General features: G+C 39.1%; 19 protein-coding genes, 1 pseudogene and 1 other annotated feature. Of the genes and pseudogenes, 18 read left to right on the top strand and 2 right to left on the bottom strand.

The window, feature by feature from the left end; genetic code table 11:
- Positions 1-133: 133 nt before the first annotated feature.
- Positions 134-359 (top strand) — a binding site (T-box leader).
- Positions 360-430: 71 nt separating this feature from the next.
- From trpE to trpA, 7 genes are read left to right on the top strand one after another with little or no spacing between them, the layout of a single operon-like run.
- Positions 431-1,792, top strand: a complete 1,362-nt coding sequence (trpE, locus tag HT736_RS07065; protein WP_000439608.1) for an anthranilate synthase component I — start codon at positions 431-433, stop codon at positions 1,790-1,792.
- Entirely contained in the window at positions 1,789-2,355 is a 567-nt protein-coding gene (locus HT736_RS07060; RefSeq protein WP_000601921.1) for an aminodeoxychorismate/anthranilate synthase component II, read from the top strand. Before trpE ends, HT736_RS07060 begins: the two co-directional genes overlap by 4 nt.
- 10 nt (positions 2,356-2,365) lie before the next feature.
- On the top strand, positions 2,366-3,370 hold the full coding sequence (gene trpD / locus HT736_RS07055; RefSeq protein WP_050207425.1) for an anthranilate phosphoribosyltransferase: 1,005 nt from the start codon (positions 2,366-2,368) through the stop codon (positions 3,368-3,370).
- Positions 3,367-4,134, top strand: coding sequence for an indole-3-glycerol phosphate synthase TrpC (gene trpC, locus HT736_RS07050; protein WP_000076540.1), 768 nt, complete (start codon positions 3,367-3,369; stop codon positions 4,132-4,134). The genes trpD and trpC overlap by 4 nt, the downstream gene beginning before the upstream one ends.
- Positions 4,121-4,720, top strand: a complete 600-nt coding sequence (locus HT736_RS07045; RefSeq protein ID WP_000169908.1) for a phosphoribosylanthranilate isomerase — start codon at positions 4,121-4,123, stop codon at positions 4,718-4,720. The genes trpC and HT736_RS07045 overlap by 14 nt, the downstream gene beginning before the upstream one ends.
- Entirely contained in the window at positions 4,698-5,921 is a 1,224-nt protein-coding gene (gene trpB, locus HT736_RS07040) for a tryptophan synthase subunit beta (protein WP_023940760.1), read from the top strand. Before HT736_RS07045 ends, trpB begins: the two co-directional genes overlap by 23 nt.
- The gene (gene trpA / locus HT736_RS07035; RefSeq protein ID WP_001127013.1) at positions 5,914-6,690 is read left to right on the top strand and encodes a tryptophan synthase subunit alpha; all 777 of its coding nucleotides are present in this window, start codon (positions 5,914-5,916) and stop codon (positions 6,688-6,690) included. Before trpB ends, trpA begins: the two co-directional genes overlap by 8 nt.
- Here the strand turns inward: trpA and HT736_RS07030 are convergent.
- Positions 6,662-6,760: pseudogene (locus HT736_RS07030) on the bottom strand (prepilin peptidase); the annotation flags it as partial. The gene trpA and the pseudogene HT736_RS07030 sit on opposite strands and share 29 nt — an antisense overlap.
- A gap of 123 nt (positions 6,761-6,883) precedes the next feature.
- Between HT736_RS07030 and HT736_RS07025 the strand changes: the two are divergent.
- Positions 6,884-7,615 (top strand): hypothetical protein, encoded by a 732-nt coding sequence (locus tag HT736_RS07025; RefSeq protein WP_023940758.1) that lies wholly within the window; start codon positions 6,884-6,886, stop codon positions 7,613-7,615.
- Between the two features lie 14 nt (positions 7,616-7,629).
- Positions 7,630-8,781 carry an XRE family transcriptional regulator gene (locus HT736_RS07020; protein WP_000481761.1) on the top strand — a complete coding sequence of 384 codons (1,152 nt, stop codon included), beginning with the start codon at positions 7,630-7,632 and terminating at the stop codon, positions 8,779-8,781.
- Between the two features lie 51 nt (positions 8,782-8,832).
- Here HT736_RS07020 and HT736_RS07015 read toward each other — a convergent pair whose 3' ends face one another.
- Positions 8,833-9,492, bottom strand: coding sequence for an A24 family peptidase (locus HT736_RS07015; RefSeq protein ID WP_000565602.1), 660 nt, complete (start codon positions 9,490-9,492; stop codon positions 8,833-8,835).
- A 69-nt stretch (positions 9,493-9,561) separates the two neighbouring features.
- Between HT736_RS07015 and HT736_RS07010 the strand changes: the two genes are divergently transcribed.
- From HT736_RS07010 to HT736_RS06970, 9 genes are all read left to right on the top strand, one after another.
- A complete protein-coding gene (locus HT736_RS07010; protein WP_000586773.1) occupies positions 9,562-10,017 on the top strand; it encodes a GNAT family N-acetyltransferase in 456 nt (151 codons plus the stop codon).
- A gap of 182 nt (positions 10,018-10,199) precedes the next feature.
- Positions 10,200-11,201, top strand: a complete 1,002-nt coding sequence (locus HT736_RS07005) for a LacI family DNA-binding transcriptional regulator (protein ID WP_050207426.1) — start codon at positions 10,200-10,202, stop codon at positions 11,199-11,201.
- A gap of 153 nt (positions 11,202-11,354) precedes the next feature.
- Positions 11,355-12,272 carry a sugar ABC transporter permease gene (locus HT736_RS07000; RefSeq protein ID WP_101514766.1) on the top strand — a complete coding sequence of 306 codons (918 nt, stop codon included), beginning with the start codon at positions 11,355-11,357 and terminating at the stop codon, positions 12,270-12,272.
- Positions 12,273-12,282: 10 nt separating this feature from the next.
- Positions 12,283-13,173, top strand: a complete 891-nt coding sequence (locus HT736_RS06995; RefSeq protein ID WP_000797956.1) for a carbohydrate ABC transporter permease — start codon at positions 12,283-12,285, stop codon at positions 13,171-13,173.
- 28 nt (positions 13,174-13,201) lie between these two features.
- A complete protein-coding gene (locus HT736_RS06990; RefSeq protein WP_101514765.1) occupies positions 13,202-14,818 on the top strand; it encodes an ABC transporter substrate-binding protein in 1,617 nt (538 codons plus the stop codon).
- A gap of 9 nt (positions 14,819-14,827) precedes the next feature.
- Positions 14,828-16,147 carry a glycoside hydrolase family 32 protein gene (locus HT736_RS06985; protein ID WP_172930873.1) on the top strand — a complete coding sequence of 440 codons (1,320 nt, stop codon included), beginning with the start codon at positions 14,828-14,830 and terminating at the stop codon, positions 16,145-16,147.
- Positions 16,148-16,632: 485 nt separating this feature from the next.
- Positions 16,633-16,794, top strand: a complete 162-nt coding sequence (locus HT736_RS06980) for a type II toxin-antitoxin system RelB/DinJ family antitoxin (protein WP_000077979.1) — start codon at positions 16,633-16,635, stop codon at positions 16,792-16,794.
- Positions 16,795-16,839: 45 nt separating this feature from the next.
- Positions 16,840-17,154 (top strand): nucleotidyltransferase domain-containing protein, encoded by a 315-nt coding sequence (locus HT736_RS06975; protein ID WP_000263130.1) that lies wholly within the window; start codon positions 16,840-16,842, stop codon positions 17,152-17,154.
- Positions 17,135-17,487, top strand: a 353-nt coding sequence (locus HT736_RS06970; protein WP_172930872.1) for a HepT-like ribonuclease domain-containing protein, incomplete at its 3' end; no start/stop codon positions are given. The genes HT736_RS06975 and HT736_RS06970, both read left to right, overlap by 20 nt.

Below are 17,487 nucleotides of genomic sequence, written 5' to 3'. Positions count from 1 at the left end.
TACCTACGGCAAGGTGAAGTTGACGCGGTTTGAAGAGTATAAAGGTGTACCGAGATGAACATCTCTTCATCAATGTCTCTGGTCGTGGAGACAAGGACGTAGCTGCGATTGCAGACTACCTAGAAGCTAAAAAATAAAAGATGGAAAAATTACAGTCCTTTCTCTCACAGAGAGCTTGTGGTTGCTGAAAACAAGCAGAGAAAACTGTAAGGTTGGGTCCATCTGAAACGAGAGAAGAAAACATCATTCTCAAGGGAGTGCCCTTTATCGCACAGCCTGTTACAGAATCTTTCTAAGACAGGAATGAGAGATAGGAGAAATCCTATAATTGAGGTGGCACCGCGAATTTCGTCCTCACGCAAGTTATTTTGCGTGGGGATTTTTCATACAGTCGCCACGGACTAGAAGTAGAACTGAAAGGGAAATTACAATGGAACGAATCATTCATGGAGATGTCTTATCACCAATCTTAGCTTATATGCGCTTAAAGGGACAACACAAGGTTATCTTAGAGAGTATTCCGAGAGACAAGGAAACAGCTCGTTTTTCTATCTTAGCCTATAATCCTGTTTTTGAGATTAAGTTTGAAAATGGAGTTCTTTACCAAAATGGGAAAATGATTGATCAGGATCCCTTGGATTTCCTTTATGAAGTGACTCATAAGAGCCAGCACCATTCAGAGCTCCCTTTTGGTGGTGGAGCTATTGGTTTTGTTGGTTACGATATGATTTCGCTTTATGAAGAAATTGGTCAAATTCCTGAAGATACAATTGGAACGCCAGACATGCATTTCTTCGTCTATGAGAGTTACATTGTCTTTGACCACAAGAAGGAAAAAATTCATGTCATCGAGGATGCTCTCTATAGTGAGCGCAGTCAAGAGGCCTTGGAAAAATCCTTGAACCAAGTGCTTGAGGAATTACGCATTCCTGCTCCAAATGAATTTGAAGACTTGGATCTATCTCCGTTAGACTTCAAACCGCATATCGCTCCACATAAGTTTGAGGGAATGGTAGAAACAGCTCGTGACTTGATTCGTAACGGAGATATGTTCCAATGTGTACTCAGCCAGCGTTTCTCAGCAGAAGTTACTGGAAATCCATTTGACTTCTACAGAAATCTCCGCGTGACTAATCCTTCTAATTACCTTTATTTCTATGATTTTGGGGATTATCAAATCATCGGAGCTAGTCCAGAAAGTTTAGTTTCTGTCAAAAATGGCATCGTGACAACCAATCCGATTGCAGGGACGCGACCAAGAGGGGCTACGGATGAAGAAGACAAGACCTTGGCGACTGACCTCCTCTCTGATGAGAAGGAAACAGCAGAACATCGAATGTTGGTAGACTTGGGGCGTAACGATATTGGCCGCATCTCTGAAACGGCCAGTGTCCAAGTTACTAAGTATATGAAGGTGGAGCTCTTCCGCTATGTTATGCATTTGACCAGCGTGGTCAAGGGACGTTTGCTTCCAGAACTCACTGCTATGGATGCCTTGAAATCAACACTTCCTGCTGGAACAGTTTCTGGAGCACCAAAGATTCGAGCTATGAGACGCATCTATGAACTGGAAACAGAAAAACGGGGCGTATACGCGGGAGCAATCGGCTACTTGTCTGCGACGGGTGATATGGATTTGGCCATTGCCATCCGAACCATGATTCTCAAAAATCAAAGAGCCTATGTGCAGGCTGGGGCAGGGATTGTCTACGACTCTATCGCCCAAAACGAATACCAAGAAACCATTAACAAAGCAAAATCTATGACTAGAATTGGAGAACTAAGACCATGATTTTATTGATTGACAACTATGATTCTTTTACCTATAACTTGGCCCAATACATTGGGAATTTTGCAGAAGTTCAGGTTCTGAGAAATGATGATTCCAAGCTGTATGAAGAAGCTGAAAAAGCAGATGGTCTGGTCTTTTCTCCTGGTCCTGGTTGGCCAGTTGATGCTGGAAAGATGGAAGACATGATTTGTGATTTTGCAGGCAAGAAGCCGATTCTAGGGATTTGTTTGGGTCACCAAGCCATTGCAGAAGTCTTTGGTGGTAAGCTAGGTTTGGCTCCAAAAGTCATGCATGGGAAACAGAGCAATATCAACTTTGAAGCGCCATCTGTTTTGTATCAAGGTATTGAGGATGGCCGTGCGGTCATGCGTTATCACAGTATTTTGATTGAGGAAATGCCAGAAGACTTTGAAGTGACAGCTCGTTCGACTGATGACCAAGCCATCATGGGGATTCAACATAAAAACCTACCGATTTATGGCTTCCAGTACCATCCAGAGAGCATTGGAACGCCAGACGGCTTGTCTTCTATTCGGAATTTTATCGAGAAGGTTGTAAAGTGAGGAAACTAGGATGAAAGAGATTATTGAAAAACTAGCAAAATTTGAAAATTTATCAGGTGTGGAAATGATGGATGTCATTGAGCGTATCGTAACTGGGCGTGTAACTGAAGCGCAGATTGCTTCTCTCCTCTTAGCTCTTAAGATGAAGGGGGAAACACCTGAAGAACGCACAGCCATTGCCCAAGTCATGAGAGGACATGCCCAGCATATTCCAACTGAGATTCATGATGCCATGGACAACTGTGGTACAGGTGGGGACAAGTCTTTCAGTTTTAATATTTCCACAACTGCAGCCTTTGTCTTGGCTGGTGGCGGTATTCACATGGCCAAGCATGGTAACCGCTCGATTTCTTCTAAATCTGGCTCCGCAGATGTCCTCGAAGCCTTGGGAATCAATCTTGACCTCAAACCAGCTGAACTAGGTAAGGTCTTTGATAAAACTGGAATCGTCTTTCTCTTCGCTAAAAATATGCACCCAGCTATGAAATACATCATGCCAGCTCGTTTGGAATTGGGAATTCCAACGATTATGAATTTGACTGGTCCACTGATTCATCCAATGGCTTTAGAAACACAGCTTCTTGGAATTAGTCGTCCAGAACTCCTAGAAAGTACAGCTCAGGTTTTGAAAAATATGGGTCGCAAACGTGCCATCGTGGTTGCTGGACCAGAAGGGTTGGATGAAGCTGGCTTGAACGGAACAACCAAGATTGCACTTCTTGAAAATGGCGAAATCAGTTTGTCAAGCTTTACTCCAGAGGATTTGGGAATGGAAGGCTATGCTATGGAAGATATTCGTGGTGGGAATGCTCAGGAAAATGCAGAAATTTTGCTCAGCGTTCTGAAAAACGAAGCAAGTCCATTCTTGGAAACGACAGTCTTGAATGCTGGTCTTGGTTTCTATGCTAATGGTAAGATTGATAGCATCAAGGAAGGAGTTGCCTTGGCCCGTCAAGTGATTGCTAGAGGCAAGGCCCTTGAAAAACTCAGACTGTTACAGGAGTACCAAAAATGAGTCAGGAATTTTTAGCACGAATCTTAGAGCAGAAGGCGCGTGAGGTGGAGCAGATGAAGCTGGAGCAAATCCAGCCTCTGCGCCAGACCTATCGCTTGGCAGAATTTTTGAAGAATCATCAGGACCGCTTGCAGGTAATCGCTGAGGTCAAGAAAGCTAGCCCTAGTTTGGGAGATATCAATCTCGATGTGGATATTGTGCAACAGGCCCAGACTTATGAAGCAAATGGTGCAGTGATGATTTCTGTTTTGACAGATGAGGTTTTCTTTAAAGGTCATTTGGATTATCTAAGGGAGATTTCCAGTCAGGTAAACATTCCGACGCTCAACAAGGACTTTATCATCGATGAAAAGCAAATCATCCGCGCTCGCAATGCAGGTGCGACAGTCATCTTGCTCATTGTGGCAGCCTTGTCAGAAGAACGTCTTAAGGAACTTTATGACTACGCGACGGAACTTGGTCTGGAAGTCTTAGTGGAAACCCACAATCTAGCTGAACTAGAAGTGGCTCACAGACTTGGTGCCCAGATTATCGGGGTCAATAATCGCAATTTGACTACCTTTGAAGTCGACTTGCAGACCAGTGTAGACTTGTCCCAACACTTTAAGGAAGGACGTTATTACATTTCTGAATCTGCTATTTTCACAGGGCAGGATGCGGAACGACTAGCGCCATACTTTAACGGAATTTTAGTAGGGACAGCTCTCATGCAGGCAGAAGATGTAGCCCAGAGAACCAAGGAGTTGCAGATTGACAAAGGTTAAAATTTGTGGACTATCGACCAAAGAAGCGGTGGAAACAGCCGTTTCAGCAGGAGCCGATTATATCGGTTTTGTCTTTGCACCTAGTAAAAGACAGGTGACTTTAGAAGAGGCAGCTGTGCTGGCAAAGCTTATTCCTGCGGATGTGAAAAAGGTTGGTGTATTTGTTTCACCAAGTCGGGCAGAACTGCTAGAAGCGATTGACAAAGTTGGCTTGGACTTGGTTCAAGTTCACGGTCAGGTGGCAGATGATTTATTTGAGAATTTGCCTTGTGCCAGTATTCAGGCTGTGCAGGTAGATGGAAATGGGCATGTCCCCAATTCTCAGGCAGATTATCTACTCTTTGATGCCCCTGTGGCAGGAAGTGGCCAGACCTTTGACTGGGCTCAACTGGATACGACTGGATTAACTCAGTCTTTCTTTATCGCAGGTGGGCTTAATGAAGACAATGTAGTAAAAGCAATTCAACACTTTACTCCCTATGCAGTAGATGTATCAAGCGGAGTGGAGACAGATGGACAAAAAGATCATGAAAAGATTAGAAGATTTATAGAGAGGGTAAAGCATGGCATATCAGGAACCAAATAAAGATGGATTTTACGGAAAATTCGGCGGACGTTTTGTCCCAGAAATATTGATGACAGCAGTTTTGGAGTTGGAGAAGGCCTACCGTGAAAGTCAGGCAGACCCAAGTTTCCAAGAGGAATTAAACCAGCTTTTGCGCCAGTACGTAGGACGTGAAACTCCTCTTTATTACGCAAAAAACTTGACCCAGCATATCGGCGGAGCCAAGATTTATCTCAAACGGGAAGACCTTAACCATACAGGAGCCCACAAGATTAACAATGCCTTAGGACAAGTTTGGCTTGCCAAACGCATGGGTAAAAAGAAAATTATCGCAGAAACGGGTGCTGGTCAGCACGGTGTGGCAACTGCAACTGCTGCGGCCCTCTTTAACATGGAATGTACCATCTACATGGGTGAGGAAGATGTCAAACGCCAAGCCCTCAATGTCTTCCGCATGGAGCTTTTGGGAGCCAAGGTCGAGGCTGTAACAGATGGTTCGCGCGTGCTCAAGGATGCGGTCAATGCAGCCCTTCGTTCATGGGTGGCTAATATCGACGATACCCACTATATCCTTGGTTCTGCCTTGGGGCCTCATCCATTTCCAGAAATCGTTCGTGACTTCCAAAGTGTCATCGGTCGCGAAGCTAAACAACAGTATCGCGATATGACAGGTCAAAATCTGCCCGATGCCCTAGTAGCCTGTGTTGGTGGTGGATCTAATGCTATTGGGCTCTTCCATCCCTTTGTAGAAGATGAGTCTGTAGCTATGTATGGAGCTGAAGCGGCTGGACTTGGTGTGGATACAGAGCACCACGCAGCTACCTTGACCAAGGGTCGTCCAGGTGTCCTTCACGGTTCCCTCATGGATGTGCTCCAAGATGCCCATGGTCAAATTCTTGAAGCCTTCTCTATCTCAGCAGGTTTGGACTATCCTGGTATCGGTCCAGAGCATTCTCACTACCACGATATTAAACGTGCCAGCTATGTCCCTGTAACAGACGAAGAAGCCTTGGAAGGATTCCAACTCTTGTCTCGTGTGGAAGGGATTATCCCAGCCTTGGAATCGAGTCATGCTATCGCCTTTGCGGTGAAATTGGCCAAAGAACTTGGACCAGACAAGTCTATGATTGTCTGTCTATCAGGTCGTGGGGACAAGGATGTGGTTCAAGTCAAGGACCGCTTGGAAGCAGATGCAGCAAAGAAGGGAGAAGCTCATGCCTAAGACACTAACAGAAAAATTAAACGCTATAAAAGCAGCTGGAAAAGGAATTTTCGTTCCCTATATCATGGCTGGAGACCATGAGAAAGGTTTGGATGGACTTGGGGAAACAATTCACTTTTTAGAAGATTTAGGTGTCTCTGCAATTGAAGTGGGCATTCCCTTTTCAGATCCTGTTGCAGATGGACCTGTTATCGAAGAAGCTGGCCTGCGCAGTTTAGCCCACGGGACCTCTACCCAGGCTTTGGTTGAAACCTTGAAAACAATTGAAACAGAGGTTCCACTGGTCATCATGACCTACTTCAACCCCCTCTTTCAGTACGGTGTGGAGAATTTTGTCAAAGATCTGGCTGATACAGCTGTGAAGGGCTTGATTATCCCAGACCTGCCTCATGAGCATGCCAACTTTGTAGAACCATTTTTGGCAGATACAGACATCGCCTTGATTCCTCTAGTTAGTTTGACGACAGGGCTTGAGCGTCAGAAAGAGTTGATTGATGGGGCAGAAGGATTCGTCTATGCGGTTGCCATCAATGGGGTGACAGGGAAATCAGGCAATTACCGCGCAGATTTGGACAAGCACTTGGCACAACTTCATCAAGTGGCCGATATCCCAGTCTTGACAGGATTTGGCGTATCTAGTCAAGCTGATGTAGAACGCTTCAATGCGGTATCGGATGGTGTTATTGTCGGTTCGAAAATTGTAAAAGCCCTCCACCAAGGAGAGCCGATTCAGGACTTTATCAAACAAGCAGTAGCTTACCAAAAATAATCACACAAGCAGCAAGTAAGAGGAAAGGCACAAAAGGAAGTCTTTCCTTTTTCTTTTGCAGGAGAAAAGCTGGTTTTAGATATCATTTGCTAAATTACTCTAATATATAACTTTAAGAAAAAGCTAATTATTGTAGTAATTTCTTTAAGAAAATGATATAATTCATTAAAAAGTATTCGGAGGAGGAAGAATTATGTTGAATCAGGATCTCTTTGATTCGCTTGAGGCACAAAAAATTGTAGATACTTTGATGAAAGGGCAAAAAGATTATGTAGATGAACGTCTAGAAAAAAGAGAGACAATGAAAGTGTCGAATGGTTATGCATGGACGCGACCTAATCATATTGATAATGCATTTGCATCAGCAGATTTGTTTGAGTATAAATTACAATTAGCAGGACAGACTTGGGGATATTTAGAATTTGAAACAAATACAGAAAAATATGGGAAAGTATTGTTAATTATAAAGGGTAAGAAGCGACTTACGAGCCAATTTCCTTTGGTACAAAAAAATAAGAGTGGCTACTTATTTGAATATGCTCGGATGAATACACTTTATCTTAATCAACATTCTTCCTACAAAAATGATGAAGATAGTCATTCTTTTCCAATTCAGATGGAGTTAGTTTCTGATGAAATGATTCAAGAAATTGAACAAGCTACCAAAAATTCGAATATCGAAAAATTTATGATTTTAACTTATGAGGCGGACTCAGAAAACAATATTATATCTGTAGATGTTGTTATGCCTGATGCACGAACTGGTCAGTTACACTTGATTCAGGATTTGTCTGAGTATATTCAATCAAGTTCGTACCATTTCGAAGAAGCTAAATATCAAAATATTCCTAATTTTTCAGAATTATCGGAAACAGAAGATTTTGAAATTATTCCAAGAATAGAAAAACAAGAAGGTCAAAAGTAGTAAGGAGTATGTAAATGTTTAATGGTCGGGTATTGAAAGAATTACGGCTGTTAAATGGTTTAAGTAGAGCAGAATTGGCTCAGAGAATTAATTTAACGGAACAAGCCATTTGGCAGTTTGAGTCCAACGAAACGAAACCTAAATTATCAACCAAAATGCATTTGGCCAACCAATTTCATGTTGATTTAACTTATTTTGAACAGGAAGAGGAGAGCATTCGATTTGATTCTTCTGTAATTGCCTTTAGAAATGCAGACCTAGCAACACGGAAAACAATAGATATTCAAACTATGTATTTACATAAGGTAGATAGTTTGATTGATTATTTTGAAAGTTTTGTAATTATACCTAATATTACAATTCATGACCTAAGTAATGTAGTGAGTGAATCTTATCATAAGGGAAAATCCATTGAGGAATTGGCTCTTTATGCCAGGGAAAAATTAGGTATTTCAAAAGATAATCATGATTTGCTTTATAAATTAGAACGTTCAGGCATCTATATCGTGGAACGATTAATTAATGGTCAAGCTGATGCTTATAGCGCATGGTCAAAATTGGGAAGACCTTATATTGTGTTGGGAACGAATAAATCATCTGTACGTCGAAATTTTGACTTAGCTCATGAGCTAGGACATATTCTTTTACACAAATATAAAGATATGAATGAAGATGGCGATCGTTTGGAGCAAGAAGCAAATTATTTTGCATCATGTTTTTTATTGCCAAAAGAAGAGTTTTTAGTCAAATTTGAAGAGAGGGTTGGCAAGCGTGTCAGCAATCCTGATAGTTATATTTTATTGAAGTCGGATTTGAATGTTTCGATACAGGCTTTAGAGTATCGAGCTTTTAAGTTAGGATTATTGACTCCAAAGCAACATTCTTACTTTTATCGTCAAATTGCGCAAAAAGGTTACAAAATGATAGAACCTCTGGATGATCAAATTTTTGTTAAAAAACCAAGCAAAGTAAAGAGTATTCTGGACGTCGTTTTGAGTAATCATCTAGTCAGTCTAGCGACTATAATGTCTAAACAAAGTATTCGTTTACAGTTTATAAGCGAAATATTTTCAGTCGAAATGAAATTTTTTGATCAGTATCAAGAAGATAAAAGAACAGATCGATTTGATAACATCATTCCTTTGTACAAAAGAAATAATTTATAATTCAACTGTGAAATAATTTCATGAAGGACATATGGCAGAAATTGGACTTTATCAAACAAGCAGTAGCTTACCAAAAATAATCACACAAGCAGCGAGTAAGAGGAAAGGCACGAAAGGAAGTCTTTCCTTTTTCTTTTGCAGGAGAAAGGCTAGAATCCCCGTTGCAGAAGCAAACTGAATCAAGATGAGCAATTCTGTTGCGCTAAAGACGAGAGCGCAAGAAGCTAAAAAAAGGAAATCCCCTGCACCCATGCGGATATCGATAAAATGAGCCAAAATTCCAAGTATGAGGAAGGAGATCATGACCAGATTCCAGCCAGAGGAAGCTATTAGGATTAGGTGGAAAGTCATCCAGACCAGTAAGGGATATTCCTGATGGCGAAAGTCGTAGATGCCCAAGGTCAAACCAGCAGTGATTAGGATGACTTGACTCAAGGAAAGTAATTCCCAAGAGTAAAGCAGAAAGAGGAGTCCTAAGCCTAGTTCAAAGAGGGCATACCAGACAGGATAGCGGACCTTGCAGTAGCGACAGCAAAAGCGATTGAAGACCTGTGAGAGAATCGGAATCAAATCTAAGGGACGCAAGCGAGTCTGACAGGAATCGCAGTGACTGGCTGGACTGATAATGGATTGCTCTGGAAAACGGTCAATGACCAAACCAAGAAAGGAAGCGAGAATACTCCCGACAAGAAAAAAATAAATATCAATCATACTTATCTATTCGTAAAAAATAGGAGAAGTAGTATAATGGAGAGACATAGATAAGATGGTGAGGTCAAGATGATAATTCGTTTTGAAGAAAAGGTGAGCACAGAAAACGCTCAGCTCGTATGCCAATGGTCCAACTCCCTTGGCAAATCCTTTCAAGAACAATGGATGGGACCAAGGATTCCTTTTCCACTGACCCTTCAAGCCTTGCAAGACTTGGAAGGAGTCTTTTCAATCTTTGATGGACACGAGTTTGTCGGGCTTATCCAGAAAATCAGGCTAGAAGACAGCAATCTTCATATTGGAAGATTCTTTATCAACCCCCAGAAACAGGGGCAGGGCTTAGGTAGGCAGGCTTTAAGGAAATTTGTTAGTTTGGCCTTTGAAAATGAAGATATAGACAGTATTTCTTTAAATGTCCTCGAAGCAAATCAAAGAGCTCAGAATCTTTACCAAAAAGAAGGATTTGAAATCGTTCAAATGGTTGAAGCACCTGTACGGAAATATATTATGAAAAAGAGGAGATAGAAAGCAAACAAAGTCTTTTCCTGTTTTATGTAGATGTCTATACATGAATATTGAAGGGGGTATCAAAAGTCGATTGGAGTGATTTTATCCATGATGGTAAAAATGATCTGGAGAAAAATGATTGAGAAATAGTTGCTTAAAAAGCGTTTGCATGATACTATATATTGAAAGGAGGTGATAAGATGGTAGAACAAAGAAAATCAATTACCATGAAAGATGTTGCTTTAGAAGCAGGAGTTAGTGTTGGAACAGTTTCACGTGTGATTAATAAAGAAAAAGGCATTAAAGAAGTAACCTTGAAAAAAGTGGAGCAAGCGATTAAAACTTTGAATTACATTCCAGATTACTACGCTAGAGGAATGAAAAAAAATCGAACAGAAACGATTGCAATCATTGTACCAAGTATCTGGCATCCCTTCTTTTCAGAATTTGCTATGCATGTGGAAAATGAAGTCTATAAGAGGAATAATAAATTACTCTTATGTTCTATAAATGGTACAAATCGAGAGCAAGACTATCTGGAGATGTTGCGTCATAATAAAGTTGATGGAGTGGTTGCTATTACCTATAGTCCAATTGAACATTACCTGTCGTCAGGAATTCCATTTGTCAGTATTGACCGTACATACTCAGATATTGCCATTCCTTGTGTTTCATCAGATAATGATGCAGGTGGAAGAGAAGCAGCTAAACAATTAATTAGTAAAGGATGTCAGCATTTAGCCTTTGTGGGCGGACATAATACAACCATTAATGAAACCAAACGTCGTAGAATTTCCTTTGAAAAGTATGTCCAAGAGCATAAAATACCTCTTAGTATTTTTGATTTGGATGAGACAGTTACTGACTATCATGGAAAGCTAGAGAGTTTCTTGGAAGACAATCATTCTATAGATGGAATTTTTACAATTAACGACTTTGCAGCTTTAGATGTTATTGATATACTAGAAAAAAATGGTAAACGTATTCCTCATGATGTCCAAATTATTGGATACGATGGAATTAAAATGGCTGGAGATAGAGATTATCTACTTTCAACTATTGAACAACCATTGGAAGAAATGGCAAAAGAAGCGGTTCGGATTTTGTTTGATATTATTGATGGAAAGACTGTTAATTTGCAGACAATCCTACCAGTGAAATTTGTTGAAGGAAAAACAACAAAAAATGAAAATAAGTCTTGACAGAAAACGCTAACAATGTTAGAATGAATTCAGATAAAAAAAGATTTATTTTTTTAAAACAAAAATGAAACGTTTCAAAAACAAAATAAATAGACAGCGCCAAGCGCTATCTTTTCCAAGCAAAAATGAAACGTTTCAGAAAAGGAGGTTGCTATGAATAGCAAAGCGAAGCAAGTTTCTCTTTGGGAAAGAATCAAGAAACAAAAATTCTTGTTATTGATGACTGTCCCTGGTTTAGTTTTAACCTTTATCTTTAAATACATCCCTATGTATGGGGTTTTAATCGCATTTAAAGATTATAATCCCTTAAAAGGAATTTTAGGGAGTGATTGGATTGGTTTTTCTGAGTTTACAAAATTCATATCCTCTCCCAACTTTGGTATCTTGTTAGCCAATACTTTAAAATTAAGTATCTATGGTTTATTGCTTGGTTTTTTACCACCAATCATTCTTGCTATTATGCTCAATCAACTCTTGAGTGAAAAAGTCAAAAAACGAATTCAGCTCATTTTATACGCACCAAACTTTATCTCAGTCGTTGTTATCGTTGGTATGATTTTCCTCTTCTTTTCAGTGGGAGGACCAATTAACAATTTTCTTTCTATGTTTGGAATGAAGGCTGACTTCTTGACAAATCCAGACTTCTTTAGACCCTTATACATCTTTAGTGGTATCTGGCAAGGAATGGGCTGGGCTTCAACGCTCTACACGGCAACATTGGTAAATGTAGATCCAGCCTTAGTAGAAGCAGCCCGACTGGATGGAGCCAATATCTTCCAACGAATCTGGCACATTGATATTCCAGCTCTTAAGCCTATTATGGTTATCCAATTTGTTTTAGCTGCAGGTGGAATTATGAATGTTGGATATGAGAAAGCATTCTTAATGCAGACATCGTTAAACTTGCCAACTTCTGAAATTATCTCTACATATGTCTATAAAGTTGGTCTTGTATCAGGAGACTATTCTTACTCAACAGCGGTTGGTTTGTTTAATGCAGTGATTAACGTAGTATTGCTTGTTGCAGTTAACCAAATCGTTAAACGCATGAATAATGGTGAAGGAATTTAAGGAGGGAAGCATGAAAAATTCGATTATGGATACAAAATTTGATAGACGTATCTTACTCTTAAATAAAATCATTATTGTCTTTATCGTTTTGATAACCTTACTTCCTTTACTTTATATCGTCGTAGCATCCTTTATGGATCCTAAAGTTCTGGTTAGTAGAGGGATTAGCTTTAATCCAGCCGATTGGACGGTAGAAGGTTACCAGCGTGTATTCAGTGACCAATCTATTCTAAGAGGTTTTATCAATTCTCTACTATACTCTTTTGGCTTTGCGGCTTTAACAGTCTTGCTATCTGTGTTTACAGCTTATCCTCTTTCTAAGAAAGACTTGGTTGGACGTCGTTGGATTAACTACTTCTTGATTGTAACCATGTTCTTTGGTGGTGGTTTAGTCCCAACTTACTTGCTGGTAAAAGATTTAGGAATGCTGAATACTCCATGGGCTATCATCGTTCCCGGTGCTGTCAATGTTTGGAATATTATTCTTGCTAGGGCTTATTTCCAAGGATTGCCTGAAGAATTGGTAGAAGCAGCGGTCATTGATGGAGCGAATGACTTGCAGATTTTCTTCAAAATCATGCTTCCTCTTGCAAAACCAATTATGTTTGTTCTCTTCCTCTATGCTTTTGTAGGACAGTGGAACTCATACTTTGATGCAATGATTTATATCAAGGATCCAAACTTGGAACCATTGCAACTTGTACTTCGTAAAATTCTCATTCAGAGCCAACCAGGTCAAGACATGATTGGAGCACAAGCGGCTATGAATGAAATGAAACGGTTAGCTGAATTGATTAAGTACGCAACTATTGTCATTTCCAGTTTGCCATTGATTGTTATGTATCCATTCTTCCAAAAATACTTTGATAAAGGAATTATGGCCGGTTCACTTAAAGGATAAAAATAGAAAAAATAAAAGGAGTTTTCTCATGAAATTCAAAACATTCTCAAAATCAGCAGTTTTGTTGACAGCTAGTTTAGCAGTACTTGCAGCCTGTGGCTCAAAAAATACAGCTTCAAGTCCAGATTATAAGTTGGAAGGTGTAACATTCCCGCTTCAAGAAAAGAAAACATTGAAGTTTATGACAGCCAGTTCACCGTTAGCTCCCAAAGACCCAAATGAAAAATTGATTTTGCAACGTTTGGAAAAGGAAACAGGAGTTCATATTGACTGGACCAACTACCAATCCGACTTTGCAGAAAAACGTAACTTGGATATTTCTAGTGGTGATCTACCAGATGCTATCCACAACGACGGAGCTTCAGATGTGGACTTGATGAACTGGGCTAAGAAAGGTGTTATTATTCCAGTTGAAGACTTGATTGATAAATATATGCCAAATCTTAAGAAAATTTTGGATGAGAAACCAGAATACAAGGCCTTGATGACAGCACCTGATGGACACATCTATTCATTCCCATGGATTGAGGAGCTTGGAGAAGGCAAAGAATCTATCCATAGTGTCAACGATATGGCTTGGATTAACAAAGATTGGCTTAAGAAACTGGGTCTTGAAATGCCAAAAACTACTGATGATCTGATTAAAGTCCTAGAAGCTTTCAAAAACGGGGATCCAAATGGAAATGGAGAGGCTGATGAAATTCCATTTACATTTATTAGTGGTAACGGAAACGAAGATTTTAAATTCCTGTTTGCTGCATTTGGTATAGGGGATAACGATGATCATTTAGTAGTTGGAAATGATGGCAAAGTTGACTTCACAGCAGATAACGATAACTATAAAGAAGGTGTCAAATTTATCCGTCAATTGCAAGAAAAAGGCTTGATTGATAAAGAAGCTTTTGAACATGATTGGAATAGTTACATTGCTAAAGGTCATGATCAGAAATTTGGTGTTTACTTTACATGGGATAAGAGTAATGTTACTGGAAGTAACGAAAGTTATGATGTTTTACCAGTACTTGCTGGACCAAGTGGTCAAAAACACGTAGCTCGTACAAACGGTATGGGATTTGCACGTGACAAGATGGTTATTACCAGTGTAAACAAAAACCTAGAATTGACAGCTAAATGGATTGATGCACAATACGCTCCACTCCAATCTGTGCAAAATAACTGGGGAACTTATGGAGATGACAAACAACAAAACATCTTTGAATTGGATCAAGCGTCAAATAGTCTAAAACACTTACCACTAAACGGAACTGCACCAGCAGAACTTCGTCAAAAGACTGAAGTAGGAGGACCACTAGCTATTCTAGATTCATACTATGGTAAAGTGACAACCATGCCAGATGATGCCAAATGGCGTTTGGATCTTATCAAAGAATATTATGTTCCTTACATGAGCAATGACAATAACTATCCAAGAGTCTTTATGACACAGGAAGATTTGGACAAAATTGCCCATATCGAAGCAGATATGAATGACTATATCTACCGCAAGCGCGCTGAATGGATTGTAAATGGCAATATTGATGCTGAGTGGGATGATTACAAGAAAGAACTTGAAAAATACGGACTTTCAGATTACCTCGCTATTAAACAAAAATACTACGACCAATACCAAGCAAACAAAAACTAGAGGTTGATTATGGGAGATAAGAAATACACAGTAGAAAAAGCCAATCGTTTTATAGCAGAAAATAAACATCTCGTTAATACTCAATATAAGCCTGAAGAACATTTTTCAGCTGAGATTGGTTGGATCAATGATCCAAATGGATTTGTCTATTTTTGTGGAGAATACCATCTCTTTTATCAATTCTATCCATATGATAGTGTCTGGGGACCAATGCACTGGGGACATGCTAAAAGTAAGGACTTGGTGACTTGGGAGCACTTGCCAGTGGCACTTGCTCCTGACCAAGACTACGACCGCAATGGTTGCTTCTCAGGCTCTGCCATTGTCAAGGATGATCGCCTCTGGCTCATGTACACTGGACATATCGAAGAAGAAACAGGTGTTCGTCAAGTGCAAAATATGGCATTTTCAGACGATGGGATTCACTTTAAAAAGATTGAACAAAATCCAGTTGCAACTGGAGCAGACTTGCCAGATGAGTTAATTGCAGCTGATTTCCGTGATCCAAAACTCTTTGAAAAAGATGGACGCTATTACTCCGTAGTAGCTGCCAAACACAAGGATAATGTGGGCTGTATCGTTCTACTAGGGTCCGATAACCTAGTAGAATGGCGGTTCGAATCCATCTTTTTAAAAGGGATAGAACACCAAGGCTTTATGTGGGAATGCCCAGATTACTTTGAGTTAGATGGGAAGGATTGCCTTATTATGTCACCTATGCGTTATCAGCGTGAGGGAGACTCATACCATAACATCAACTCATCGGTTTTGTTTACGGGTAAGGTAGATTGGGGAGAAAAACGTTTTATCCCAGAATCAGTTCAAGAAATTGATCATGGGCAAGACTTCTATGCGCCTCAAACATTGCTGGACGATCAAAATCGTCGTATCCTGATTGCTTGGATGCAGACATGGGGGCGTACCCTTCCAACCCATGACCAAGAACACAAGTGGGCATGTGCCATGACTTTACCTAGAATTCTAAGATTGGAAGATGGCAAACTAAGACAATTCCCTGTTAAAAAAGGCCAATATCAAATCCAAATAGATAAAGATTGTCATTACCACTTAGGAAATGATATAGATTATCTTGAATTTGGTTATGACAGTAATGTGCAGCAAGTTTACATTGATCGTAGCCATCTTATTCAAAAAATTCTAGGTGAAGAAGAACAGGACACTAGTCGACGGTATGTAGATATTGAAGCTAAAGAATTGGAAGTTGTTCTAGATAAAAATTCCATCGAGATTTTTGTCAATCAAGGCGAAGCAAGCTTGACGGCAACCTATTACTTAACAGTGCCAGCTGAGCTATCACGAATTGATTAAAAATTAAGTTATTTCTCCTAAAGAAAAAGTTCTCTTTCTAAAATAGTGGAAAGAGGACTTTTTGTGTTTTGGGTATATAAGCTTAGTTTATGGTATTTGTAAAATTGGTGTTGGATTATGATTTAAGCTAGTTTTCTAAAGAATTTGAAAAAAATTTTATTTAAGCAAAAAAGCCTTTACTCAAGGCTTTTCTTGTTGTATTTAGATGCCCCCTACATGTAAATTAGCGTTAAAATAAGTTAAAATAAATAAGTTAAAAGCGATTAAATCAAGATATTATCACATGCTAGTTAGTATTGAAATTAAAGAAATTGACCATTGGTTGACCAAACTATGATCAAAAAGAAAATTAAAGTCAATGAATATAGAATAAAGTAGATCAGGAAGATGGTCTATTTTATTTTGTATTTACTGATATATAAAAAGTTGAATCGTCTTTCTAAAAGTGATACAATAGATATACAAGATAAAAAAGGAGAAATGCTATGTCACAAATTGCTGTAAGAGTAGATGATGAATTGAAAAAAGAAGCGACTGCGATTTTTAATGAGTTGGGGTTGGATATGTCAACTGCTGTGAAGTTATTTTTGAAGCAAAGTGTGTTGACAAGAAGTATTCCTTTTGAAGTTAAACTTGATTCTGAGTAAGGTGAAATAAAAGTGTGGATAGATATAATCTAAAGGGGTTCGGTTATGGTTTATACAATAGATCAGATAAAGGAAAAAATTGTTCCTGTTGCTAAACAATATGATTTATCTAAAATTTATCTATTTGGCTCTTATGCTAGGGGCGAAGCTGATGGGAAAAGTGATGTTGATATTGCTTTGGAGTTAGAGGATGATTCTATATATTTTGATGTATATGGTAGACTTTTGACTATTTTTGATGGTAATATAGATATTCTATTGGTTAGTGATTTACTTTCTCCAAAAACAAACATTGGGAAGTTAGTCAAGAAAAATTTTTTGAATGATAGAGAGGTTATTTATGAGAAGTCAATCTCTTGAAACTGATATAGCATATTTGAAGGATATGGTTTTATATCTTGATAAGGCCGATGCTGTTTTGTATAAAGCAAGAAGATATAATTTACCTTTAGATGATGATATGGTAGTTGATTCTATCGCTATGAATTTAGGACAGGTAGGAGAACAGTTATCGTTAGGCAAATTATCAGAGGAAGTAAAACAGAAGTATTCAGATAGGATAAACTGGACTCAGATAAAAGGTTTTAGAAATTTTATTTATCATAATTATTCTAACTTAAATTTTAAAATTATAGAGGGAATATTGAAGAAATCTGTTCCTGAAACGAAAGAATCTCTATATTCAATTATAAG

It is taken from the genome of Streptococcus sp. 339 (genome assembly GCF_013277285.1).
Lineage (GTDB): Bacteria > Bacillota > Bacilli > Lactobacillales > Streptococcaceae > Streptococcus > Streptococcus pseudopneumoniae.
The sequence above is the reverse complement of the archived record's forward strand: the minus strand, read 5'-3'. Positions and strand labels throughout refer to the sequence as shown.